The following is a 14708-nucleotide window of genomic DNA, read 5'->3' as shown; positions in this document are numbered from 1 at the left end:
AAGCAAAGCCCAGCAACCCCTGAGGATTGCCAGGCTCTCCATGGCGAGGAGTACGGGGCTTGAACCCGTGGGCAAGGCGATTGCAAACCCCAGGCAGGACGCGCTGTTGCCCGCTATCGCCGTTAGCTCACGTCGGTTCTTGTGCCGCCCCATCCCGTCTTGTCCCGTTCTCAGCCCCGCTGGAGGGGCACACTGGGGCACATGCGGCCCACCAGGGTCAACCCGCTCACGGACGCGAGCGGCCCGAGTCCCCAGTCTCGCAGGGCTCACGAGAAGCCCGTGGGAGGCTGACGGTAGCGTGTGGCCTGGCGAGGTGGAACTGGGGAGGGGCAGGTGGAGGAGCGGGGGTGGGCGTACCGGCGGAGGCAGCCGGAGGGGACGGTGCTGTACGAGGCGGTGAGTGAGGGAGAACCTTGCCACGCTGCTGGCGGAGGCGAGCGACGTGGGGTGCGGCCTGCCCCGGTACGTGGAGCGGGACTTCGCCAGGTACCTGGAGTGCGGCGTGCTGGTGCACGGATTCGCGCGGGTGCGCTGCGAGAGTTGTAAGGACGAACTGCTCGTCGCCTTCTCGTGCAAGGGGCGAGGGGTGTGCCCCTCCTGCAACGCGAAGCGGGCGCAGGTGACGGCGGTGCACCTGGTGGAGCGGGTGCTGCCGCACGTGCCCTACCGTCAGTGGACGTTGTCCTTTCCGCACCGGGTGCGATGGGTACTGCTGAAGGAGAAGGGGCTGCTCTCGGACGTCCTCACCCTTTTCCTGCGCGCGGTGTTTGCCCTGCAACGTCGCAGGGCACGGCGGCAGGGCGTGTGCGGTGGACAGACCGGGGCCGTCTCTTTTCTCCAATTTTTCGGCTCGGCCTTGCAAGTAACCCCTCACTCCCATGCGCTGGTGCCGGAAGGCGTCTTCGTGCCGGGGGAGGGCGGCGTGCGCTTCGAGGCGTTGCCGCCGCCCACGCAAGGTGAGGTGGAGTGGCTGCTGAGGGTGGTGCGTCACCGGGTGCTGCGCCTGCTGGAGAAAAGAGGGGCCCTGCCCGCGCAAGGGCCTGAGGACGCGCTGCAGGCGTACCAGGCGCACTCCCTGCAGCAACGGCTGCGCTGGACGACGGAGGTGGACGTCCGGCCCCCTCCCAACAAGCAGCCGCGATGCGCCTTGCTGGAGGGTTTCTCCCTGCACGCCAACACGCACCCGCATGCCAACGACAGGCAGGGACTGGAACGGCGATGCCGCTACGGGGCGCGCGGTGCGCTGGCGCTGGAGCGGATGTCACGAGCGGAGGACGGCCGCATCGCCTATCGGATGAAGCGACCGCTGCCGGACGGCACCACGCACCTCCTCTTCACCGGGTTGGAGTTGCTGCGTCGCCTGGCGCCCCTGGTGCCTCCGCCTCGGGCAAACCTCACGAGGTTCCACGGCGTTTTCGCTCCAGGCGCCAAACTGCGGCCATTTCTGGTCCCTCAAGCAGGTGCGGAGGAGGCGAGCGAGGGGCTTGAGGCCGCGGCCAGGAAGGAGCGGATGAAGGAGAGGACACCGCGAGTGGACTGGGGCGAGTTGCTCAGGAGGACGTTCGACTTCGACGTGTTCGCCTGGGTGAGGTGTGGAGGCAGGCGGCGGGTCTTGGCGTACGTGAAGGGGGCCCCCGGGGTGCGGGCGATTCTGGAGCACCTGGGCTTGCCCACGGCATGCTTCGACCGCTCGGGAATTGGCGAACGAAGAGGACCCTACCAGCCCCCTCTGACATGGCGCTGGAGGTCGGGTCGCGCGGGCCCAGGTCGGCACGGCGAGCATCGCAGCCTCCATCGAAGCGCGATGCTGACGTCGCCATTCAAAGACATATTCATGTGTCGGAGAGAGTTTCCTGACGCCAGCGACACGGCGACCGGTGCCGTACGGGCCCGTCGGTGGGTCGCCTTTTAACAGCTTTCGAGAGAGAGAAATCAAAACCCAGACGCGTCAATCAATGTCAGACGCGCGAGATATAAATCATGTCGAGCGGCACCATTCCGGACGCCGCTTCTCAACGGGATGTCATCATCATGAAAAGCTCATTGTTTTCCCTCGGTCTCCTCGTCGGACTGACGGGGGCCGGCTGCGCGGGCATCGAGGAAGGCGAGGCGATGGAGTCCTCCGTCGCGGAAGACTCCGCCGCCCAGGTCATCCAGGGGCTGAACACCCAGGTCACCGGTACGAGCCCGGTGACGTTCGTCACCTCGTCAGGCAACGTGACGACGCCCTACAACCAGTCCGCCACGTCGGTGGTAGCCTACACGCGGGATTCAACGACGGGGGCGTTCACGGCGTATCCGGGCTCGGGCGCCGCGGATGGCAGCATCTCCGTGCCCAACGTCCCGTCCGGCCGCATCTACCTGAAGGTGGGCACGCGCTACCTGGTGAGCACGGGCCGCACGTTCGACCTGGGCTCCACCGAGTGGGGCCGTGATGGCTCCTTCGCCTCGCTGTCGACCCCCGTGACGGTGTCCGCTTCCGGCCTGTCTCCCTGGCAGTCGGGGGACTACATGGACATGTATTCATTGAACCCGGGGGCGTTCGGCTACCTCTTCGGCAATGAGACGGGGTTCCCCCTGGCGGGCGCGACGTCGTTCTCCGCGCTGAACTTCGATTACGCCAACATGCTCAACCCCATGCTGCTCGACAGCAGCCTCGGGGATGTGTTCTCGCTGGCCCAGATGCGGCTGCAGTCGAGCCCCAATGGCGTGCCCTACCGCTCGATGCACAAGGTGCTCAACGCGAACCTGGCGCAGACGGAGGGCCAGTCGGCCAGCGTCAGTGGGACCTTCACCCAGCCCGCCGCGACGGGCACATTCTCGGTGGACTGGAGGCGCTCGGCGTTCGACGCCCTGCGCACCCAGGTGAACCCGAGCGCGGTGAGCACGTACAACGAGATCTGGATGTCCGCGCGGCCGGCCGCGGTGGGCCAGGCGCTCGCGTCCATCAGTGGGCCGCCGCTTCTGGTGAAGCTCAATCCTGACGCGCTGAAGACGGACATCGTCACGGGGAACATGGCCTACAACAACCCGCTGCCGGCGACGTGGCAGAAGGTGGCGTTGGCCGCCGCGGGCTTCACGAAGACCTACGCGTTGGGGACGGCGACGCCCGTCACCATGAGCGTGGACATCCGCATGGACCAGGAGGCAAGCGCGTTCTCCTCCGCCCCGGTGGAGCCCCTCGTCGGTCCGGTGCAGGCGCCCCTCGTCAACACCCGTGGCGCGTTCCAGAACCTCACGGGCGTGGGCACCGACGCCTCGCTGCGCTGGTCGAAGCCGCTGATTGGCACGGCCACCAACTACGTGGTGAACATCTACCGGCTGAGCACGAGCAATGGCGCCACCATCGCGTCGCGCGTGACGTCGCTGCACACCGACCTGCAGAGCGTGTACCTGCCCCCGGGCGTGCTCCAGTCGGGCCAGACGTACTTCGCTGAAATCCAGAGCTGGTACCAGCCCGGCTCCGACCTGGCGACGAGCCCGTTCAAGCGCGCCCTGCCCCGCGCCCGTGCCAGCGTGCTCACGGGTACGTTCAGCCCGTAGTCTGTGAAGTCTTGGGGAGGGAGGGGGTTTGTGCTCCCTTCCTCCCTGTAGTCAGTGTTGGTTCAGCGAGATTCCGCGCCCAGGGGGCTCAAGCGGCCTGTCCACCGGCCGGGAGCATCGCTCGGGCGGCCCCGTCAGCGGCCCTCCTCGGCCCCTCTGCATTCTCCCTCCCCCTCAACAAGGGCCCCCATCCCTCTTATGCGCCAAGACGGAGCTGCGCCGGGTGGGGAAGCACGACTCCACGTTGAAGCTGGTGGATCTGAGCCTGAAGGCCGTAGAGGTGGCTGCCCGCCGGCTGGAGCAGGCCCGTCGTGAGGGCTTGGGCCGCACGGCGTGAGCGCTCGCATCCGCCACAGTGTCTGCTATTGCATGGATTACGACCCTGGCGGACACTTTTGAGTTGATTGGGCATGGAGGTCTCCTGACTCCATGCCCGTCATCATCCGCGGTCGCCGAGTCATGTTCCTCCAGTCCAAGCCAGGCGACGGGCCGCAGTCCGTGAAGAAGTCTCCGTGCGAGTACTGCGGGAAGCCGGGGCACCCCTTCGCCCCGAGTTGGGGCAGCAGCCTCGGCAACTCGTGGCTGCTCAGCGACGCCATCTTGGACGGGCAAAAGCCCGAAGAGCACCCGTGGTACACGGGGCTCCGCTCCATCGCCGCGCACCACCTCATCTGCTCCGAGGCCATGGACGACGACGAGGATTGGGCGCGGTATTGCCGCGAGTTCGGCTACGACATCAACCGCCGCGAGAATGGCGTCATGCTGCCGTCCCGGATGGACATCGCATGTGAGCTCCACGTGCCCGTCCATCGCGGCAACCACGCCGCCGGCTGGGCTCACGACGTCAACATGGCGTACCCCAAGGCTGTCACCGCCAAGCTGTCGGAGGTGGCGGACATTGTTGAGGCAGGCGCCTTCTGCGTGTCGCCTGCCTCGCTCGTCAGTGAGTTGGACCGGCTGAGCGCTGCCATTCTCGCGAAGGTGGCGTCCTTCGCCTGGACGCTGAGCAGCGATGGGCTGGACTACCGAGACGGTGGGCGTGGATGCGCTGGCGCGCATCACATTCCAGAGAAGGCGTCGCGGGAGTGTCCACGCGGGCGACGGCATGGTGCCGTTCACGGGGCTACTCGAAAGCCCCTCGCTCGGCGGGCGCTGCAGGTGGGGGAGTAGTCGTGCAACGCGAGTACTTTGTCATCGAGCGCGCCGTCTCCAACACCCATCCGCTGCTTGGGTGGAACCAGAGCGCGAGCATGTTTCGCAAGGGACGACCGGTCAGCGTCGAGACCCCGGTCCAGCTCCGCGTTGCAGAGCCGGTGCCGCCCAGGCCCATCATGGTTGACCACCACAGCCTGCCTGCTCCGGTGGTGTCGCAACGTCTCATGGAGGTGCTCGCGCAGTTCGAGCTCCCCGGAGCCCAGCTCGTCCCCGCGGACGTGGCTGTGGGGGACAGCGTGCTGCGTTACTGGCTGGTCCACGTGTACAACAGGCTGCCGTGCTTGGACCGGCGCCGCTCCATATTCACCCCATCGCCCAGCGGGCTTCTGCTGCTAAGCCTGGATGCCCTGGTACTCGACGAGGATGTGCTGTCGAAGGTACCGCTAGCTCAGCGCCTGCTCTTCGTGCTGGCAGAATCCACATCGGTGTATCTCTTTCATCGCAGCGTCGTGGACCGGGTGCTCGCGTTGACGCCGCCGCCGGAGGGGCTCCGCTTCATTCCCGTGTCGGACTGGAACGACTCGGCCGGCTTCCGGTGACGGGCGACGCACCCCGCGCCAACTCGAAAACCCGCTCCCAGACGAGGGCGCTCACCGCGGGCGACTCGGCCCAGGGGAGCGCGGGCACGTACCATGTGTGTGCCTCGCCGTCAGGCCCGTCGTACACCTCCAGGTGGGGCGGCTGCGTGCCCAGACGGACCACGCGGAGGCGTCCGGACTGCCAGCAGACGACAAGGGCAGCGTGCGCGTCATGCGATGCCACGAAGCCTCCGAGAGCGCGGGGAAGGGGCCCCGGGCAGGAAGGGTAGGAGGCGTCCCTTCCTGTCCGGGTGGACGCTGTACCAGCGCCGCAAGAACAGCCCCGCCAGAGCACCATGCCCCGGCGGGTGTGGTGGTTGAGCAGGCGGAAGAAGCCTCGCCAGAGAGCCGACGCCGGAGGGGCACACTGAGGGCACACAGGGGGACGGAGGAAAAGCCCAGCAACCCCTGAGGATTGCCAAGCTCTCAATGGCGAGGAGTACGGGACTTGAACCCGTGCCCCCGAGTTGGGGGAGTTCGCGCCGTTTGTGTCGTCAGCGAGTGGTGACCCCTCCCAGCGTCGGGGCCGTTCCACCACTGACGGGCACTCCAAGCGCCTCCGCCAGTTCATCGAGCGCGTGCGCCTGCGCCGGTGAGACGCGGACACCGGGCCGCACCCGCTGGATGAGGGCCAGCGCGGTCTTCGCATCGGGCGCGTCACCCCGGGCCACGAGGAGCGCGGCGGCAATCATGCCGGTGCGGCCGTGACCCTGGGCGCAGTGCACGTACACGGGCCCCGGCAGCGTGGCCAACTCGCGGAGGACCGGAGCCACGCGGCCCACCGGCAGCGTCGAGGCGTCCAGGATGGGCAGCGACACGTAGCGGGCCGCCCGGCGGATTCCGGCCGGCTCGATGAACTCGGCGGTCAGGTCGAGCACGGTGCCCACCCCGGCAGGCAGCTCACCGGACAGCAGCCGGCGTCCCACGAGGACTCCCGGCACCACCTCGGCATGGGCCGGCTCTCGGGAGAGCACGCGCGCGAGGTGCCACGTGGCCCACGTGAACAGCAGATAGGGCAGGAGCACGAGCACCGCCCAGGGCCGCATCCGTCCATCCGGCTGCTTCCCGAGAAGCCTCGGGCCGACTCCGCCATAGGCGAGCGCCACGAGGCTGAAGCTCGCGGCCGGCCAGAGCAGGAGCAGCCATGCGCCTCCGAGCCGGAGGGCCAGGAAGCCCAGGAGCACCGTGAAGAGAGTGAAGGCCGCCGCGTATTTCATGCAGCTCGCACCGTACCTCGGTGGACGTCCACCGGCTCGCGGACGTTGACTCGCGACGCGGGTTGGGGGACGGGAGGGACATGGCGCTGCAGAAGGTCCAGGTTCCCCGCGAGGCCGCAGGTGAGCGGCTCGACCGTTTCCTCTCGAAGCACGTGCCGGGCTTCACGCCGGAGCGGGCCCGCGCGCTCATCGACTCGGGGGCGGTGCGCATCCGGGGCAAGAAGTGCCAGCCCACGCGCAAGCTGTGGGGCGGGGAGGAAATCGAAATCGAGCGGCCCGAGCCGCGCGCCGCGCCCACCGTGTCCGCCGAGGGCCCGGAGTTGCCCGTGCTCCATGACGACGCGGCCCTCGTCATCGTGAACAAGCCGCCGGGGCTCGTCGTGGAGCCCGAAGGGCGCGCCCCATCCGTGGTGGGGTTGCTCGCCGCGCAGCAGCCCCCGTTCGACGTGGAGGGCCTGGCGCAACCCGGGGTGGTGCACCGGTTGGACCGCGAGACGAGTGGATGTCTGGCTTTCGCCCGCACGGACACGGCCGCCGCCGCGCTGCTGCGCGCGTTCCAGGAGAAGCAGGTGGACAAGCGGTACTGGACGCTCGTGCTCGGCCATCCGCCCGAGCAGGGCCGGCTGGAGGGCCCCTACGCCCGCGACCCGAAGGATCCGCGCCGCTTCACCACGCGCGTGCCGTCCGCGCGCCGCGCTGCCCTGTCCTTCGAGGTCCGCGAGCGCTTCCCCGGCGCCGCGCTGCTGGAGGTGGACCTGGACACCGGACGCACCCACCAGATTCGCGTGCAGCTCTCCGAGGCCGGTTTCCCGGTGCTCGCGGACTCGCTCTACGGCACCGAGGAGGCGCGCTCCCACCCCGCGGCGAAGGCGCTGGGACGGCAGGCGCTGCACGCCTTCCGCCTGGAGTTGCCCAGCCCGGCATCGGGGCAGCAGGTGCGAGTGGAAGCTCCGCTGCCCGAGGACTTCCAGCGCGCGCTGACCGTGCTGCGCGGCGGCTGAGTCCCCGTCCTAGCGCTTGCGCTCCCGCAGCGAGGCGCACGGGTCCTCCATGGGCATCGCCGGGGTGAACCACACGTAGTCGAAGGGCAGGGCGCCCGTGGAATAGGAGGCCGCGTAGTCCTTCGGCTCGAGCGACTTCGCGTCGACCTCCAACAGGCCCACCGCGAGCACCTTCCGCTCGGGTGCGCGGCGCGACAGGTGCGCGGGCACGCCCCGGTCCGTGCGCGCGTGCCCATTGCCGGTGATGAGCACGCCGCCGTCGCCCCGGTCCGCATCCAGCAGCCGGTCCGCCAGGTGCGCGTCCCGCGCCCGCTGGGCCTGCACCATGGGCCCCAGCATCTCCTGGGGCAGGTGCCCGCAGTGCGATTGGTCCTGCTCCTGGCGCATGTCCTTCGCCACGTCCTCCGGCAGCGGCGTGTCCAGCCCCAGCCTCTCGCGCAGCGGCGCCTCCAGCGCTTCCGGTCCGCGCATCACCACCTCGCGCACCTTCGCCCGGGGGAGGTTCGCCGCCACCACCGGAAGCCCCGCCTCCAGCCCCGCGGAGAACACCGGCCGGTACAGCGACCAGTCCGGCCATCCACTGCGCGCCCAGTCCACCGCGATCGCGAGCGCATCCGCGTCCCCCGGTGCCTTCGCGAGCGACGCGTCCACCGCCGGCTGCTGCTCCACATCCAGCATCTCGAAGGCCAGCGCCGGCTTCCGCCCTCCGCTCCCCAGCTCTCGCACCAGCTTCGCCTGGAGCCGGTGGTGGTCCGGCTGGTCGTGCCGCTCGCCCAGCACCACGAAGCGCGCGTCTCGCAGCGCCGCGAGCAGCTCCGCCTCGTCCACGAAGCGCGCCGCCTTCACGTTCCAGATGCGTCCCACGAGCGGATGGTCTTGGTGGAGCGGTGACTGCCAGCCGTCCTGCAAGGTCTCTCCGGTGGGCGCGGGACTCGCGGAACGGGTGGCCGCGGAGCGGGCACAGCCTGATACGAGCAACAGGAGCGAGGCGGCGAGGAGCGGACGCATCATGCGCGCGACTCAGCCACAGTCCGGGACCTCCGGCCACCCATTCGTCACACCCGGAGTGAGTGCGCGACGTCTCCCGTTCAACAATTGTAGATGCCACCAGATAACGAACACGCTGCTGGCGTGGACGACCTCCGCGGCCCCCGGCGTGAACAAGGACGTGCTGGCCGTCCGGGTGGATGCCGGCGGCAACGTGCTGGAGGACACGCCCATCACCGTGGAGACCGTGGACGACCGCTTCCACATCCAGGTCACCGCGACCTTCGACGGCACCGACTTCTGGCTCGCCTGGGAGCAGACCACCGCGACCGAGGGCTACCCGGAGCTCGAGTTCCAGTCCGACGTCTCCGGCGCGCGCGTGCGCACCGACGGCACCGTGAAGGACACGGGCGTGCGGGTGTTCTCCGCGCCCGAGCGCGACCCCGTGCTCATCTCGAATGGGAATGGGCGCGTCACCGTCTTCTACCCGGCCTTCGTCACCGAGCCGGACGTGATGAACCTGCGCATCCAGGGGCGAGCGATCTCCGGGCCCGGCGCGGCCTCCACCGAGGTGGGGGCGCCGCCACCCGCCGCGGCACGCTGACGGGGGGAAGCACTTCCGGGCCCGCGCCTCCCGAGGATGGGGAGCGCGGGCCCGGGCGTTACAGGACTACTTCGTGTCCACCACGAGGACCATCCACCGGTCCGTGGCGTGGTCGATGCGCACGTTGGCGGCGCCGGCCTCCTGGAGCTGCTGCACGATGCCCTCCAGGAAGGTGAGGTGCTCCTTGGGCGCGTCCACGAAGACGTTCTTCGGGCCGTTGCCCTTCGCCTTGGGCTTCTTGGCGGGAGCGGCGCCGGCGCCGTTGAGCGCCTCCGGAGCGGCGGCGGCGGCCTTCAGCCGGGTGGCAGGGTCCTCGGCGACGGGCTCCGGCGCGGCCTCGGCCTCGGTCTCCTCGGCCTCGGTCTCCTCGGGCTCGGCCGCGGGGGCGGCGTTCGCGGCCTCCTCCTCGGCCTGCTCTCGGAGCTGGTTGAAGGTCTTCAGGTTGATGGCCGACCCGAACTTGTTCTTGAAGGACTCCAGCGCCTCCTTGCTGCTGATGTCGGGCCGCTGGCGGAAGAGGTCGAGCAGGTAGGCGTGGCGTTCCTGGGTCTGCTCCTGGGAAGTCCTCGGCATCGTCTTCAAGCTCCTGGGGTGTTCAGCTGCGGAAGGGGCGCGCACCCTAACCGAGCTTCCTGGTTGACGAAAAGGTGGGGCCATGTCCGCCACCTGACGGATGCCCGGGTCGTCACTGAGCGCTCTATTCCAGTAATCTAGTTTTATCTGGAGTCACTAGTGCCACCCCGGGAGTACCGGGGTCAGCCGGGGAGTGCTCCATCATGCGACGAAGGGACAAGCGCTGGGGTGAGCGCGGCCAGGCGGCGGTGGAGACGGCCATCGTCCTGCCGATGATGGTGTTCCTGGTGCTGGGCATCCTGCAGATGAGCCTGGCGCATCAGGCGCGGCTGCTGAACGAGTACGCGGCGTTCAAGGTGGCCCGGGCGGCGAGTGTGTACCGGCTGTCCTGCCGGCCCATGGTGAATGCGGCGCTGATGGCGCTGATTCCGTCGATGAGCCGCACGGGCGCGAACCCGGACCTGGCCGAGCGCTTCCGGGGCGTGGCGCGGCGCGTGTTGGGAGCGAACCAGCCGCCGGGCTTCGCCTTCCAGGGCGCGGGGCCCATTCCCCTGGTGCAGGTGGACTACCGCGTCAGCGGCTTCCAGCGGGGTGACGCCTTCGACCTGCAATTGGAGCCGTCGCGGCAGCCCATGAAGGTGCACGTGCGGCTGGCGTACTTCTACGAGTACCGCATCCCCTTCGCGGGGTGGATCATCAGCCGGGTGTGGCTGGCGTCCCAGGGGGGCACCCGGTGGGTGACGGGGGCGGACCCCATCATGCCGGTGCGCAAGTGGGCCGGCCCGGTGACGCGGCTGGCGGAGCGCAGTCCGGACTGGCTGGTGGCGCAGCAGGGCATCGAGCAGGGCTACTTCACGGTGCCGCTGGTCTCCACGTGGTCCATGCGGATGATGAGCGACCCGCTGCCGGACGCGGAACTGGAGGGGCAATGCCGGTGAGTGGACTTCCTCCCCGACGGGCGCGGCGCGCGCGTGGCCAGTCCCTGGTGCTGGCCGTGCTGCTGATGCTGGTGGTGGTGATGACGACGTTCCTCACCTTCGCCATCGGCGCGCGCACGCGGCGCAAGATTCAGCTCCAGGCGGTGGCGGACAGCACCGCGTACAGCCTCGCGGTGGCGGAGGCGCGCGCCCTCAACTTCTACGCGTGGAGCAACCGCGCGCTGGTGGCGCACCACGTGAGCATCCTCTCGGTGATGGCGCACCAGAGCTACTTCTCCTTCTACGAGGACATGCTCGCGGCCACCGGCCACAACTTCGACACGATGGCGAAGGGGCAGGAGGCCGCCTGCAATCGCGGCTCGTCCAGCGCGTGCGAGACGCAGCAACGGCTGGAGCGCATCCGCGACATCTACCTCTACAGCTACTTCGACCCGGCCCGGGAACTCCCGGTGCCGTACTACTGCCGCTACATCAACGGCGTGGAGTCCTGCCAGGTGGACGCGGACTGCCAGTCCGGCGAGACGTGCGAGGACTTCGACGTCCACCGCAAGCGGGGCGCCATCTGGTTCCACAAGGAGTGGCACGGCAAGGACAACAGCAACAGCTGCTTCCGGCTGCTGGAGGGCGCGAGGGACCACTTCAAGCGCGTGGAGTACATCCGCTCGCGCCAGCTCATGGTGGAAGCCCAGCTGAAGATGATGATGACCGGGCGGCCGGAGGACGCGCGGCTGGTGGACGCCAACGAGCAGGAGCTGCTCCGGCGCAACATCGGGAACCTGGATGCGCCCCGTCCCGACGGCCCCGAGGGCCAGAGACCCCTCCCGCAGGCTTCGCTCGCGCAGTCGATGGTCCAGCTCATCGGCCCGGAGTTCACCGCGCAGGAGAGCGCGGGCCAGCTGACGCTGAAGTCCTACCAGCGGGCCGTGAACAACGGGATGACGCTGCAACGGCACCGGGACTACGACGAGGTGCTGGCCGCCACGCGCTTTCCCTCCTTCGTCACCCTGCGGGACAGGTGGACCGAGCGGGATGGCGACTCCCACGCGCTGCCGGATGACCCCAACTGGCGCCGGCTCCAACGAGCGGCCGCGCGCGTCGCCCGAGACCATGGCACGCCGGCGACGCGGGTGACCACCCGGGGCACCGCCCGCATGGTGACGGTGGAGGGCAGCGAGGAGGACCCGGGCACGCACAACGGGAAGGACCGAGCGGACAACCCGACCTGGCCGAAGGGTTACATGGCCACCCGGGTCCCCCGGAGCGGGCGCGACCTGGCGGAGGCCGCGCACGAGGGACAGCACGACCGTGGCCGGAATGGCCCCGGAGACCTCGACGGCGCGCTGGCCGAGGACCACGGCGAGGTGACGAGCACCTATCAAGTCCGAGGGGGGCCCCGGCTCGTGGCGACCACCGTCATCCAGCCTGGCCGCAATGGCGTGTGGGCCGACCCGCACGACTACGACACGAATGGGATGCGGCGCGTCCACAGCCATCACATCTTCCACGGAGAGCTGGAGGACGTGGCCGGCCATGGCCAGGAGATGGGCGACTGCGACGGTCCGGACTGCGAGCAGGACATGCGGCGCGGGCTGTACCGGGGCCACATGCGCTACCAGCTCGCGTCGGAGGATGCGCTGTGGAACATGCCTCGGACGCTGACGCTCATCACCCGGCCCGCGCTGGAGGAGGGGGGCATGCCGTGGGACTTCGACTTCCAGGCGCAGCTGCCGGGGCCGGTGCGCTTCTCCACGGTGAACGCGCCGGGTGACGTGGCCTCGGACGGCACGATGGCGGCCGTGGCCGGCGGGCTCGTCTACTTCCACAAGCCGCGCCTGCCTTCCGACGCCCGCCGGGACACGGACGAGGAGTACCGCGAGCCTCCCAACCTGTGGAACCCGTTCTGGCGCGCGAAGCTCCACCCACTGCGGCAGCAGGACGTCATCTCCGCCACCGCGGGCGGCGTCCATGATGCCACCCACCACGTGCTCACGGGCCTGCATCGCTGGTCCGCGGTGAACTACTGATGGCCTCGCTCCGCTCCCGCACTCCGCGCAGGGCTCGCGGCGCCGCCACGGTGGAGTTCGCGGTGTCGCTGCTCGTGCTCATCCCCGTGCTGCTGTACGCCATCTACGCGGGCGAGCTGTTCCTCGCCGGCACGCGAGCGCAGGAGGCGGAAATCACCGCCGGTTGGGACCTGACGGCGTACCGGATGCACGACTACCTCGGCGGCGACACCGGCGGCCCGGGCGGGGAGGGTGAAGACTCGGGGGCCGCCACCCGGCGCCGCGTCATCCAGACGGTTCCCCCGCGCCTGGAGCAGGAGCTGAAGGGCCTGGACAGCTACCACCGGAACGCGTCCACGAGGGAAGGGCGGAGGATGCTCCTGAGCGAGCAGTCGCTGCGGAGGCTGGGCTGCCAGCCCTTCAACGTCGAGGGCGGGGACCGCTATCCCCTGCGCACCTTCGAGGGCATTCCCAACGGTGTGCGCCATTACCTCCACCGGGGCAGCTACATGGCGTGCCGGGCCGAGGTGGGCTTCCGCTCGCCCTACATGCCCGGGACGATGCGCGAGGGGTTCATGTCCAGGGTGGACCTGCTTCCCGAGCGCCTGCGCAATGGCTTCACGATGTGCGGCGTGGGCCGCTCGCTGCGAGGCTGCGACGGCGCGGGCTTCCTCATCCTCACCGATGACTGGGGGCTGGAGGACTCGCGGGAGAGCCGGGTGGCCGCCAGGGAGGAAGAGAAGAACGAGCGGTACTACCGGGTCGGCAACTCCGTCTACCACCGCTCCCCGGAGCCGGTGGAGGACCCCGAGCAGGGCGGGCTGCTGGAGGGAGGCTGGGGCGCGAGACAGGTGCGCACCACGATGGACTTCCTCCTCGACACCCGGAAGGACTACGGCCTGACGTCCGACTTCAAGTTCGGCTTCACCAACCCCAGCAGCGAGGCGACGCGCTTCCCGGTGGACGAAGGCATGGACCGGGGACACCTGACGCCGTGGGATGACGGCGAGGGGACCTTCCTCGGCGGCGAGGAGGTGAACCGGGACGCGCACCACTTCCTGGGACACCCCGACGAGGACTTCAACCAGCCATGAGCGCGCTGTCTCCAAGGCGTCGGCGGGCCCTGCTCGCCGCCGGACTGGTGGTCAGCGCCGTGGTGGGCAGCGCGCTGGGGCGTGCGTACCAGGACGCCGAGGCGCCGCCCGACGAGACACCGTCCGCGCCCCAGGTGGATGCCGAGGTGCTGGCCGAGGCCCTCGACCTGGAGCTTCCCCCGGCGCCACGGCCGGGCGGACGGGACGTGGTGCCGGACGCGGATGGCGGAACGCCCATTCCAGGCCGGGCCCGGCGCACGGGACAGGCGGCGCTCCGCTCGCGGTTGCCACTGCCGCCTCGCGCGGGGGCGCTGGTGTCCATTGGCAACGAGCTGGACGCGCACGGCGTGCCCATGAACCTGGCGACCTTCGAAACGGACGCGCCCTGGAAGGACGTGCTGGCCTTCTACGCGCGCCACTTCGAGTCGAAGCGCTGGCCGTACTCGGACGTGCGCCACGCGCGGGGCCTCGTGCCGTACCCGTCGCTGAGCGCCACGCTGGTGGAGGAGGGGCTCCAGCTGACGGTGATGGTGATGCCGCACGGAGACGACAAGGGCAGCTCCGTGGTGCTGGGCCTCGCGGACATGCGGGCCTGGAGCGATGGAACCCGCGCGGAGGACACGGGAGATCTGCCCGTGTACCCGGGCACGCACCCCCTGGCGGTGCGCTCCAGCGGCGAGGGGCGCACGGCGCTGACGGTGAGCTTCGATACGAAGGACACGCCGGCCACCGTGGAGGCGTTCTACCGCCGCGCGCTGGGCGAGCGCGGCTACACCGAGGTGCCCGAGGACGACCTCCCCGGAGAGCAGCCCCCGGGGCCGCGCATGCTGCGCTTCACGGGACGGGAGGGGGGACAGTGGAGCCTCGCCCTGTCCGCGAGGGAGCAGGGCACCGTCGTCACCGCCCAGGGCAGCGCGCCCGCTCAGCCCCCGGGGGGAAGGCCATGAGGCCGCCG

General features: G+C 69.7%; 13 protein-coding genes. 10 read left to right on the top strand and 3 right to left on the bottom strand.

The window, feature by feature from the left end:
- The first annotated feature begins 400 nt into the window (after positions 1–400).
- The 4 genes from HG543_RS54385 to HG543_RS04865 all read left to right on the top strand — a co-directional run bounded on the left by HG543_RS54385 (position 401) and on the right by HG543_RS04865 (position 5297).
- Complete coding sequence (locus tag HG543_RS54385) at positions 401–1912, top strand: transposase (RefSeq protein WP_343073274.1); 1512 nt, start codon at positions 401–403, stop codon at positions 1910–1912.
- A gap of 119 nt (positions 1913–2031) precedes the next feature.
- On the top strand, positions 2032–3543 hold the full coding sequence (locus tag HG543_RS04875) for an ABC transporter substrate-binding protein (RefSeq protein WP_169343493.1): 1512 nt from the start codon (positions 2032–2034) through the stop codon (positions 3541–3543).
- A gap of 429 nt (positions 3544–3972) precedes the next feature.
- Entirely contained in the window at positions 3973–4713 is a 741-nt protein-coding gene (locus HG543_RS04870; RefSeq protein ID WP_169343492.1) for an AHH domain-containing protein, read from the top strand.
- 2 nt (positions 4714–4715) lie between these two features.
- Positions 4716–5297, top strand: a complete 582-nt coding sequence (locus tag HG543_RS04865) for an imm11 family protein (protein WP_169343491.1) — start codon at positions 4716–4718, stop codon at positions 5295–5297.
- Positions 5298–5830: 533 nt separating this feature from the next.
- Here HG543_RS04865 and HG543_RS04860 read toward each other — a convergent pair.
- Positions 5831–6553 carry a phosphatase domain-containing protein gene (locus HG543_RS04860; protein WP_169343490.1) on the bottom strand — a complete coding sequence of 241 codons (723 nt, stop codon included), beginning with the start codon at positions 6551–6553 and terminating at the stop codon, positions 5831–5833.
- A gap of 80 nt (positions 6554–6633) precedes the next feature.
- On the opposite strand from HG543_RS04860, the gene HG543_RS04855 reads away from it, so the two are divergent.
- Positions 6634–7554, top strand: a complete 921-nt coding sequence (locus tag HG543_RS04855; protein WP_169343489.1) for an RluA family pseudouridine synthase — start codon at positions 6634–6636, stop codon at positions 7552–7554.
- Positions 7555–7563: 9 nt separating this feature from the next.
- Here the strand turns inward: HG543_RS04855 and HG543_RS04850 are convergent, their stop codons facing one another.
- Positions 7564–8565: a ChaN family lipoprotein gene (locus tag HG543_RS04850; protein ID WP_246356760.1), complete on the bottom strand. Its 1002-nt coding sequence runs from the start codon at positions 8563–8565 to the stop codon at positions 7564–7566.
- Between the two features lie 55 nt (positions 8566–8620).
- Between HG543_RS04850 and HG543_RS04845 the strand changes: the two genes are divergently transcribed.
- On the top strand, positions 8621–9145 hold the full coding sequence (locus HG543_RS04845) for a hypothetical protein (protein ID WP_169343488.1): 525 nt from the start codon (positions 8621–8623) through the stop codon (positions 9143–9145).
- 66 nt (positions 9146–9211) lie between these two features.
- Here the strand turns inward: HG543_RS04845 and HG543_RS04840 are convergent, their stop codons facing one another.
- Positions 9212–9718, bottom strand: coding sequence for a hypothetical protein (locus HG543_RS04840; protein ID WP_171818018.1), 507 nt, complete (start codon positions 9716–9718; stop codon positions 9212–9214).
- 203 nt (positions 9719–9921) lie between these two features.
- Here HG543_RS04840 and HG543_RS04835 point away from each other — a divergent pair, with 203 nt between their 5' ends.
- The 4 genes from HG543_RS04835 to HG543_RS04820 are packed head-to-tail and all read left to right on the top strand — an operon-like array spanning position 9922 to position 14700.
- Complete coding sequence (locus HG543_RS04835) at positions 9922–10656, top strand: TadE/TadG family type IV pilus assembly protein (RefSeq protein ID WP_169343486.1); 735 nt, start codon at positions 9922–9924, stop codon at positions 10654–10656.
- Positions 10653–12680 (top strand): hypothetical protein, encoded by a 2028-nt coding sequence (locus HG543_RS04830; RefSeq protein ID WP_169343485.1) that lies wholly within the window; start codon positions 10653–10655, stop codon positions 12678–12680. The genes HG543_RS04835 and HG543_RS04830 overlap by 4 nt, the downstream gene beginning before the upstream one ends.
- Positions 12680–13753, top strand: coding sequence for a TadE/TadG family type IV pilus assembly protein (locus HG543_RS04825; RefSeq protein ID WP_169343484.1), 1074 nt, complete (start codon positions 12680–12682; stop codon positions 13751–13753). Before HG543_RS04830 ends, HG543_RS04825 begins: the two co-directional genes overlap by 1 nt.
- Positions 13750–14700, top strand: coding sequence for a hypothetical protein (locus tag HG543_RS04820; protein WP_169343483.1), 951 nt, complete (start codon positions 13750–13752; stop codon positions 14698–14700). Before HG543_RS04825 ends, HG543_RS04820 begins: the two co-directional genes overlap by 4 nt.
- Positions 14701–14708 lie beyond the last annotated feature (8 nt).

It is taken from the genome of Pyxidicoccus fallax (assembly GCF_012933655.1).
In the GTDB taxonomy this organism is placed as follows: Bacteria; Myxococcota; Myxococcia; order Myxococcales; family Myxococcaceae; genus Myxococcus; species Myxococcus fallax.
This window is presented reverse-complemented; position numbering and strand designations above follow the sequence as displayed.

Excerpts from the sequence above, each read along its gene's own strand:
- HG543_RS04825 (WP_169343484.1), top strand. The coding sequence starts at position 12,680 with ATGGCCTCGCTCCGCTCCCGCACTCCGCGCAGGGCTCGCGGCGCCGCC.
- HG543_RS04870 (WP_169343492.1), top strand. The coding sequence starts at position 3,973 with ATGCCCGTCATCATCCGCGGTCGCCGAGTCATGTTCCTCCAGTCCAAG.
- HG543_RS04855 (WP_169343489.1), top strand. The coding sequence starts at position 6,634 with ATGGCGCTGCAGAAGGTCCAGGTTCCCCGCGAGGCCGCAGGTGAGCGG.
- HG543_RS04860 (WP_169343490.1), bottom strand. The coding sequence starts at position 6,553 with ATGAAATACGCGGCGGCCTTCACTCTCTTCACGGTGCTCCTGGGCTTC.
- HG543_RS04835 (WP_169343486.1), top strand. The coding sequence starts at position 9,922 with ATGCGACGAAGGGACAAGCGCTGGGGTGAGCGCGGCCAGGCGGCGGTG.
- HG543_RS04840 (WP_171818018.1), bottom strand. The coding sequence starts at position 9,718 with ATGCCGAGGACTTCCCAGGAGCAGACCCAGGAACGCCACGCCTACCTG.
- HG543_RS04850 (WP_246356760.1), bottom strand. The coding sequence starts at position 8,565 with ATGATGCGTCCGCTCCTCGCCGCCTCGCTCCTGTTGCTCGTATCAGGC.
- HG543_RS04875 (WP_169343493.1), top strand. The coding sequence starts at position 2,032 with ATGAAAAGCTCATTGTTTTCCCTCGGTCTCCTCGTCGGACTGACGGGG.
- HG543_RS04820 (WP_169343483.1), top strand. The coding sequence starts at position 13,750 with ATGAGCGCGCTGTCTCCAAGGCGTCGGCGGGCCCTGCTCGCCGCCGGA.